A 7882-nucleotide genomic window follows, 5' to 3' on the forward strand; every position below is an offset into this window, starting at 1 on the left:
ATGATCAGGTTGATAGGTCCGGGGTGGAAGCGCGGCGACGCGTGCAGCTGACGGATACTAATCGATCGAGGACTTAACCAAATAGAAAAGTGAAGGGTGCCTTGTTTAGCCCCGACAAGCGAATGTTCTGACCGGCATGGAGCCGTCTTTTGGCTCCGTAGCGGGCAGGTGATTCGACCTCGAGGGGCTAGGCACCGAAGCTGGACAATAGAAAAGCGGAAGCGCCTTGCCCATCGGCGTACGGATTTCGGAGCTTTCGACTGAGATAAAGGAAACACGACGAGCCCTAAAGGCGAGTCGATGCCCGCTTATCGTAGGGAGAAAGCGCAGAAATACGCTAGCCGATAGGCGCTGGAGCTGGACAATTCTCAAAGTTAGAAGCAGAAACGCATTCTCCGTTTACAGTTTTTTCTCCCATCCGGTTTTCAGGGAATACAATTATTTCTCTTGATAAATAACAGCAACTGTGTTATACTGTTTCTTGTCATTAAGGTCCGGTGGCGATGGCGGAAAGGTCACACCCGAACACATCCCGAACTCGGAAGTTAAGCTTTCCAGCGCCGATGGTAGTTGGGGGTTTCCCCCTGCGAGAGTAGGACGCTGCCGGGCCTGAATATATTATTATCGCGGGGTGGAGCAGTCTGGTAGCTCGTCGGGCTCATAACCCGAAGGTCGCAGGTTCAAATCCTGCCCCCGCAATCGATACAGAACAAGCAGCGGTTTGCCTGCTTGTTCTTTATATTTTTTTATCGTGTTTTTGCGTAATTGCCCAAAATCGGTTAAACTAGAATTGGATTGAAGCATCCTTAGGAACATTCCTAAGGTTTTTTTTATAAGGGGTGCCGTACTTGGGATTGACGGCAATTTGCGATAAAGTTGTAGAGGAGAGGCGGCAAATGGGAAATTATCGTTTCATTTCCAACAGCCCTGAAGAGACTTTTTCTTTCGCGGAAAAAATGGCTGCCCATCTGAAACCGGGGGATGTCCTTCTGCTGGAGGGTGACCTGGGGGCAGGAAAAACGGTTTTTACAAAAGGGATTGCGAACGGGCTGGGCATTCGCCGTACCGTGAACAGCCCGACTTTTACCATTATAAAGGAGTACCGGGGGAAACTGCCGCTGTATCATATGGACGTATACCGTTTGGAGGATGCACAGGAGGACCTTGGTTTTGATGAATATTTTGAAGGTGATGGCGTGACGGTTGTGGAGTGGGCACATTTTATCAAAGATTTGCTGCCTGAGAGCTATTTGGAAATCCGCATTTTCCGCTTTGAAGGAGACCGTAGGCTTATTGAAGCGGAACCGTTTGGGATCCGTTATGTATCATTATGTGAGGAGATTTTTGGATGAAAGTTTTGGCAATCGATACTTCAAATGAAGTGCTGGGCGTTTCATTGGCCGATGATCATGTTGTGCTGGCCGAATATATGACAAACTTGAAAAAAAATCACAGTGTCCGCGTGATGCCGGCTGTGCAGGAGGTCATGGTGGCGTGCGGGATAAAGCCGGCTGAGCTGGATAAGATTGTGGTGGCAAAGGGGCCCGGATCTTACACCGGCATACGGATTGGCGTCACGATCGCAAAGACGATGGCCTGGAGCCTTCAAATTCCATTGGCGGGGGTTTCCAGCCTGAAGTTGTTGGCGGCGTCCGGCCGTTATTTTGACGGGTATATTTCCCCGCTTTTTGATGCGCGCAGAGGGCGGATTTATACCGGTTTGTACCGCTATGAAAACGGGATTTTGCAAACGGCAGTGGAAGATTGCAATATATCATCCGCTGAATGGGGCACCCGGTTAAGTGCGCTGGGGGCGCCTGTGTTATTGATCGGCCAGCATGTTGCCCTTCATCAAGCCGTTCTTGCGGAAAAACTGGGAGACAAAATGACGGTAGCGGATTGGACCCTGCATAACCCGAGGCCGGGCGAACTAGCCAGGCTCGGGATGGATGAACCGGGCGCGGAGATACACACTTTCGTTCCAAATTACATACGGTTAGTAGAGGCAGAAGCCAAATGGCTTGAAAAGCATAAACGGGAGAGTCATTAAAAATGGAAAAAACGGGGAAAATAACGCTGCGGAAAGCCACGCTTAAAGATTTGGACGGAATATATAATGTAGAGATGCGATCTTTTACGATGCCGTGGACACGTGAAGCATTTTACAACGAACTGGTTCACAATCACTTTGCCACGTATCTTGTGCTTGTCGAGAATGAAAAGGTCATCGGTTATTGCGGCGTGTGGGTCATTGTCGATGAGGCGCACGTGACCAATCTTGCGGTGCTCCCGGAGTACCGGGGCCGGAAACTGGGAGAGACGCTGTTAAAAAATGTGATGGCTTATGCCGCATTGAACCATGCCGAAACGCTCAGCCTGGAGGTACGCGTCAGCAATATAGTTGCGCGCTCCTTATACAGGAAGCTCGGATTTCGGGAAGGCGGCATCCGGAAAGGCTATTACACGGATAATTATGAAGACGCAATTGTGATGTGGGTGAATTTATAAATGGAAAAAGATTTGTTGGTATTAGGCATAGAAACGAGCTGCGATGAAACGGCTGCAGCTGTCATTAAAAACGGGACGGAAATTGTTTCCAATGTGGTCGCTTCCCAGATTGAAAGCCACAAACGGTTCGGCGGGGTGGTGCCGGAGCTTGCATCCCGCCACCATGTCGAGCAGATTACCATTGTCATTGAGGAAGCGATGCAGCAGGCAGGCGCGGCTTTTAAAGACCTGGATGCGATTGCCGTGACAGAAGGGCCCGGGCTTGTGGGTGCGCTGCTTGTTGGCGTCAATGCTGCAAAGGCGCTCAGTTTTGCGCATCAGATTCCACTTGTCGGCGTCCACCATATTGCCGGCCATATTTATGCGAACCGGATCGGGCATGAGATGAAATTTCCGCTGCTTGCGCTCGTCGTTTCGGGCGGGCACACGGAGCTTGTGCTGATGAAGGGCCATGCCGAGTTTGAAGTAATCGGCGAAACGAGAGATGACGCGGCAGGGGAAGCTTATGACAAAGTGGCGCGGACGTTGAACCTTCCTTATCCGGGCGGTCCGCAGATTGACCGGCTTGCCCATGAAGGAAAGCCGGATGTTGATTTGCCGCGATCCTGGCTGGAAGGGACTTATGATTTCAGTTTCAGCGGGCTTAAATCAGCCGTCATTAATACCCTCCATAATGCCGCGCAGCGCGGGGAAAGCATTCGGCCTGAAGATATGGCTGCAAGCTTCCAGCAAAGTGTGATTGATGTATTGGTCGGTAAAACTGTGGAGGCGGCAAAAACGTTTGGCGTCAAAGAAGTGCTGGTCGCCGGCGGTGTTGCCGCGAACAAAGGATTGCGCGCTGCCCTTTCAGAAGCATTCCGGGATCTTCCTGAAGTGGACTTGCGCATCCCGCCGGTCCAGTTATGCACAGACAATGCGGCGATGATTGCCGCATGCGGGACGGTGCTTTTTGAAAAGGGAAAAAGAAGCGCCCTTGATTTAAATGCTTATCCCGGGCTGGACATTGAAAACTTTTAAAAAGGGTTGTGAAAAACCGGTGTATGGGAATCGCCCATACACCGGTTTTTTTTTGGAGATATGCAGGGGAATTGTGCACAATCTGTGGAAAAGTTGTTGATAAATGATTGGACTTGTGCAAAACTTTTAAATTTTTTTCCGGACAGGTTGTGGGTATTGTGGATAAATATGTTGATAATTGTGGATTTTGTGGAAAAACGTTTTAAAAAGCAAGAAATCAATATACCGCCTGTGTATAAATCTGTGCATGGCACGCGATGCCAAAAATAAAAACCTGTGCAGAACATTTCCGCACAGGTCCAACATTACTCCGCCAGTTCGGCCCACTCTTCCATCAGCGCGTCCAGCTCCGTTTTCCGCTGCTCCAGTTCTTCTGTCAGCTCGCGGATTTTAATATGGTCCTGGAAGATTTCCGGGTCGGCCATTTTTTCTTCCCTGTCATGAATTTCTGTTTCCAACGTTTCAATTCTAGTTTCAATTTCTTCAATCCTCCGCTTTTTTTGCCGCTCGCGTTTTTTTGCTTCTTTATCCTGCCGATAGTTGTTTTTCGCCGGCTGTTCCGCTTTTACCTTTTCTTGTTTCGCGTTTTCCAGGCGCGCAATTTCCAGCATTTCTTCTTTTTTTTGCACATAATAATCATAGTCACCGAGAAATTCACGGGTGCCTTCCGGCGAGAGCTCCACCACTTTTGTGGCGATCCGGTTAATGAAATAGCGGTCGTGGGAAATGAACAGAATGGTTCCCGGGTAATCAATTAGCGCATTTTCCAGCACTTCTTTACTGTCCAAATCAAGATGGTTTGTCGGTTCATCTAAAATCAGAAAGTTCGCCTTTTCCAGCATCAATTTGGCGAGGGCAAGCCGGGCTTTTTCGCCGCCGCTTAAGGATGAGACGGTTTTTAAAACGTCATCGCCGGAAAAAAGAAAATTCCCGAGTGCCGTGCGGATTTCTTTTTCTGTTTTCAGCGGGTATGCATCCCATAATTCCCGGAGGACCGTTTTATTGGAAGATAGGTCGGCCAGTTCTTGATCGTAATAGCCGGTCATAACGCCTGAGCCGTATTCGATCGTGCCGGATATCAGCGGAATTCTCCGTATAATCGACTTCAAAAGCGTTGATTTGCCGATGCCGTTCGGGCCGACAAGGGCAACGCTGTCTTGTTTTTTGACTGAAAGATGGATGTTTTTGGCAACCGGCTCCCCACCGTAGCCGATGGCAGCATCCCGGACATGAAGGACTTCGTTCCCGCTTTGTTTGGCAATTTCAAACGAAAACCGGGCGGATTTTTCATCGCCAAGCGGCTTGTCCATCAATTCCATTTTTTCCAGCTGTTTCCGCCGGCTTTGTGCCCGCTTTGTCGTGGTGGCCCGGGCAATGTTTTTCTGGATGAATGCTTGCAATTTCGCAACTTCTTCCTGCTGCTTTTCATATTGCTTGACTTCCCGTTCGTACTGGGCGGCCTTTTGTTCCAGGTACCGGCTGTAGTTGCCGTGGTATTTTTTGATGGAATGCCTTGAGATTTCATAGACCTGGTTGACGACTTTATCCAGAAAATAACGGTCGTGGGACACGATCAGAATGGCGCCTTCATAGCCTTGTAAATACTGCTCCAGCCAGGTGAGCGTTTCGATATCGAGATGGTTTGTCGGTTCATCCAAAATTAAGATATCCGGCTTTGTGAGCAGCAACTTCGCCAATGCAAGGCGTGTTTTTTGCCCGCCGCTTAACGTCCGGATCGGGGTGCTGTAGTCGTACTGGTCAAAACGGAAGCCATGCAGAACGGACCGGATATCCGCTTCGATCTGATATCCGCCTCCATCTTTAAAGCGTGTCTGCAAAGTATCATAAGCGTGCAGCACTTTTTCATACTCCGCCCGGCGGTTATAAATCGCGGGGTCGGCCATTTTTTGTTCATATTCGCGGAGCTGTTTTTCCATATCCAGCAAATCTTTAAAAACCGACATCATTTCGTCCCAAATGGACAAATCTGATTCGAGCCCGGCATTTTGGGCAAGATAACCGATTTCGACACCATTCGGCACAATGATGGAACCTTCGTCATAAGAAAGCTGGCCGGCAATGATTTTCAGCAGGGTCGATTTTCCGGCCCCGTTTCTCCCGACCAAAGCGATCCGGTCTTTTGTTTGGATTTCTAATTTTATATCCGATAAAATAAGTTCAGCGCCATAATATTTTGTGACTTGTTGAACTTGCAGCAACATCATCGTTATGTTCACCTCTATATCATTGTAAGTGTACAGGAAGGCGAACTGCAACTCAACCGGCGTGATCGAAATTTGTCAAAAAACTTTTCACATAAATCCGTAAAAACCCATGAAAAAAATGCTCATTTGTGATATATTTAACATAGTTGGAGAGAGAAAAAGACGCATGCAGGCATTTTTTAAAACATATTTTTTCTTTGTTCAGATAGGAGTAATATTATAATGAGGAATGGCAGCGCTGCCATTCCGGAATGGACGCACGATTGGAACCAGCAGCACGAAAAATTTAAGCTTTCAACTTGGAGGATTTCACATGAAGGATGAATCAGTAAAAATACCGCAAGCCACCGCAAAACGGCTTCCATTATATTACCGGTACCTGAGAAATTTATATACACTCGGCAAGCAAAGGGTATCATCGGCGGAACTGAGTGAAGCGGTGAAAGTCGACTCCGCCACGATACGCAGGGATTTTTCCTACTTCGGGGCACTTGGGAAAAAAGGTTATGGTTATAATGTAAAATATTTATTGTCTTTCTTCGGCAAGACGCTGAACCAGGATGAGATCACAAATGTAGCGCTGATTGGCGTGGGGAACCTCGGTACAGCCCTTTTGAATTACAATTTTTCGAAGAATAACAGCGCGCGGATTGTTATGGCATTTGACAATGACCCCGGGAAGGTGGGGAGCCATGTTGGCAATGTGCCTGTTTACAGCATGGACGAATTAAGAGAACGGCTTTGCGCGGAAGATGTAACGGTCGTGATTCTAACGGTCCCCGCTTCCAGTGCGCAGGCGGTGACAGACGAGCTTGCCAGTACGAATGTAAAAGGCGTTTTAAACTTTACGCCTGCCCGGCTGAACGTGCCGCCGGATATCCGTGTCCATCATATTGACCTGGCCGTGGAACTGCAGGCACTGATCTACTTTTTAAAACATTATTCAAATGATGAAGAAAATTTGAAAGAAACAAAAGAGCCGGTTGCGAAGCCATAGCCAAAAAGCTTTTTTTCCGTTATCATAATGGGTACAGGGGGTGGCCCGTTTGAAAACGGAATGCAGGCGCAAATGGCAATGGCCGGGTTTGGCTCTGGCGTGCAAAGGGAAAAGGGCGGATTCCACGTCGGCACTTAAAGGAGAACGGCGATGAATGCGAAAAAAATGCCGGTTACCGGACATATCCAGGAATTGAGAAAGCGGTTAATCACCGTTCTCATTTTCTTTCTGTTCGCCCTGGTTGTTGGCTTTTTTACCGCAAAGCCTGTTATACGTTATTTGCAGCACGCCGAAAATGCCGGCATGTTCACGATGAATGCCTTCAGGGTAACCGATCCCATTAAGGTTTTTATGGAAGTTTCGGTTGTGATCGCATGCCTGTTGACCCTGCCGGTGATTTTGTACCAGCTTTGGGCGTTTATAAGCCCGGGGCTGTATGAGAAAGAAAAGAAACTGACATTAAGTTACATTCCTGTTTCCATCCTGCTTTTTATAGCCGGCGTTTCTTTTTCCTATTTCGTGCTTTGTCCGCTGATGGTGAAGTTTATGATGGGCTTGTCAAATGAAATGGGCATTCGTGCGGTGATCGGGATCAGGGAATATATTCAGTTTCTGCTGGAAATCACGCTTCCGTTTGGCTTTGTGTTCCAAATGCCGGTCGTGGTCCTGTTTCTGACCCAGCTTGGCATCATTACGCCGAGGCTGTTGAAAAAGGCAAGAAAATGTGCGTATCTTGCTCTGATTGCAGCAGCCGGCATCATTACCCCGCCGGACGTGTTTTCGCAGCTGATTACCTTTGTCCCGCTCGTTTTGCTGTATGAAGCGAGCACGCTGATTTCGAAAATGGCGTACCGCAATGCCCAAAAAGCGGCAAAAGAAATGCCAATGGATGAACAGACGATTCCTTCTGAATAAGAAAGCCGTTTTCCGGACGGAACCGGAAAAACGGCTTTTATTTTTTCACTGAGTTTTTCAGCTTGAAATGGAGAAAGATCAGCCTGATTCCGGAACCCAGATCCAATGTTGCAATCAACAGCAGTAAATAAGGAGCTTTTTGCGATGTTAACAATTTTTCTTTCAATGCAAATAGAACACCACCAGAAATATAATATTGTCAGATAAATATATGCCCATT

General features: G+C 48.0%; 7 protein-coding genes, 1 tRNA gene and 1 rRNA gene. 8 read left to right on the forward strand and 1 reads right to left on the reverse strand.

Annotation, left to right across the window (positions count from 1 at the left end; translation table 11 throughout):
• Positions 1-493: 493 nt before the first annotated feature.
• The 6 genes from rrf to tsaD all read left to right on the forward strand — a co-directional run bounded on the left by rrf (position 494) and on the right by tsaD (position 3525).
• Positions 494-609: ribosomal RNA gene (gene rrf / locus IC21_RS01195) — 5S ribosomal RNA — on the forward strand.
• Positions 610-625: 16 nt separating this feature from the next.
• A tRNA-Met gene (locus IC21_RS01200) sits at positions 626-699 on the forward strand.
• A 197-nt stretch (positions 700-896) separates the two neighbouring features.
• A complete protein-coding gene (gene tsaE / locus IC21_RS01205) occupies positions 897-1352 on the forward strand; it encodes a tRNA (adenosine(37)-N6)-threonylcarbamoyltransferase complex ATPase subunit type 1 TsaE (RefSeq protein ID WP_029142996.1) in 456 nt (151 codons plus the stop codon).
• Positions 1349-2050, forward strand: a complete 702-nt coding sequence (gene tsaB / locus IC21_RS01210; protein WP_019720798.1) for a tRNA (adenosine(37)-N6)-threonylcarbamoyltransferase complex dimerization subunit type 1 TsaB — start codon at positions 1349-1351, stop codon at positions 2048-2050. The genes tsaE and tsaB overlap by 4 nt, the downstream gene beginning before the upstream one ends.
• Positions 2051-2052: 2 nt before the next feature.
• Entirely contained in the window at positions 2053-2508 is a 456-nt protein-coding gene (rimI, locus tag IC21_RS01215) for a ribosomal protein S18-alanine N-acetyltransferase (protein ID WP_029142997.1), read from the forward strand.
• Positions 2509-3525 (forward strand): tRNA (adenosine(37)-N6)-threonylcarbamoyltransferase complex transferase subunit TsaD, encoded by a 1017-nt coding sequence (gene tsaD / locus IC21_RS01220; protein WP_013860665.1) that lies wholly within the window; start codon positions 2509-2511, stop codon positions 3523-3525.
• 305 nt (positions 3526-3830) lie between these two features.
• Here tsaD and IC21_RS01230 read toward each other — a convergent pair whose 3' ends face one another.
• On the reverse strand, positions 3831-5750 hold the full coding sequence (locus IC21_RS01230) for an ABC-F family ATP-binding cassette domain-containing protein (protein ID WP_029142999.1): 1920 nt from the start codon (positions 5748-5750) through the stop codon (positions 3831-3833).
• A gap of 313 nt (positions 5751-6063) precedes the next feature.
• Between IC21_RS01230 and IC21_RS01235 the strand changes: the two genes are divergently transcribed.
• Positions 6064-6747, forward strand: a complete 684-nt coding sequence (locus IC21_RS01235; RefSeq protein ID WP_019720794.1) for a redox-sensing transcriptional repressor Rex — start codon at positions 6064-6066, stop codon at positions 6745-6747.
• 150 nt (positions 6748-6897) lie between these two features.
• Positions 6898-7662: a twin-arginine translocase subunit TatC gene (gene tatC / locus IC21_RS01240; protein ID WP_029143000.1), complete on the forward strand. Its 765-nt coding sequence runs from the start codon at positions 6898-6900 to the stop codon at positions 7660-7662.
• Positions 7663-7882 lie beyond the last annotated feature (220 nt).

Source organism: Heyndrickxia coagulans DSM 1 = ATCC 7050, from assembly GCF_000290615.1.
Taxonomy (GTDB): domain Bacteria; phylum Bacillota; class Bacilli; order Bacillales; family Bacillaceae_C; genus Weizmannia; species Weizmannia coagulans.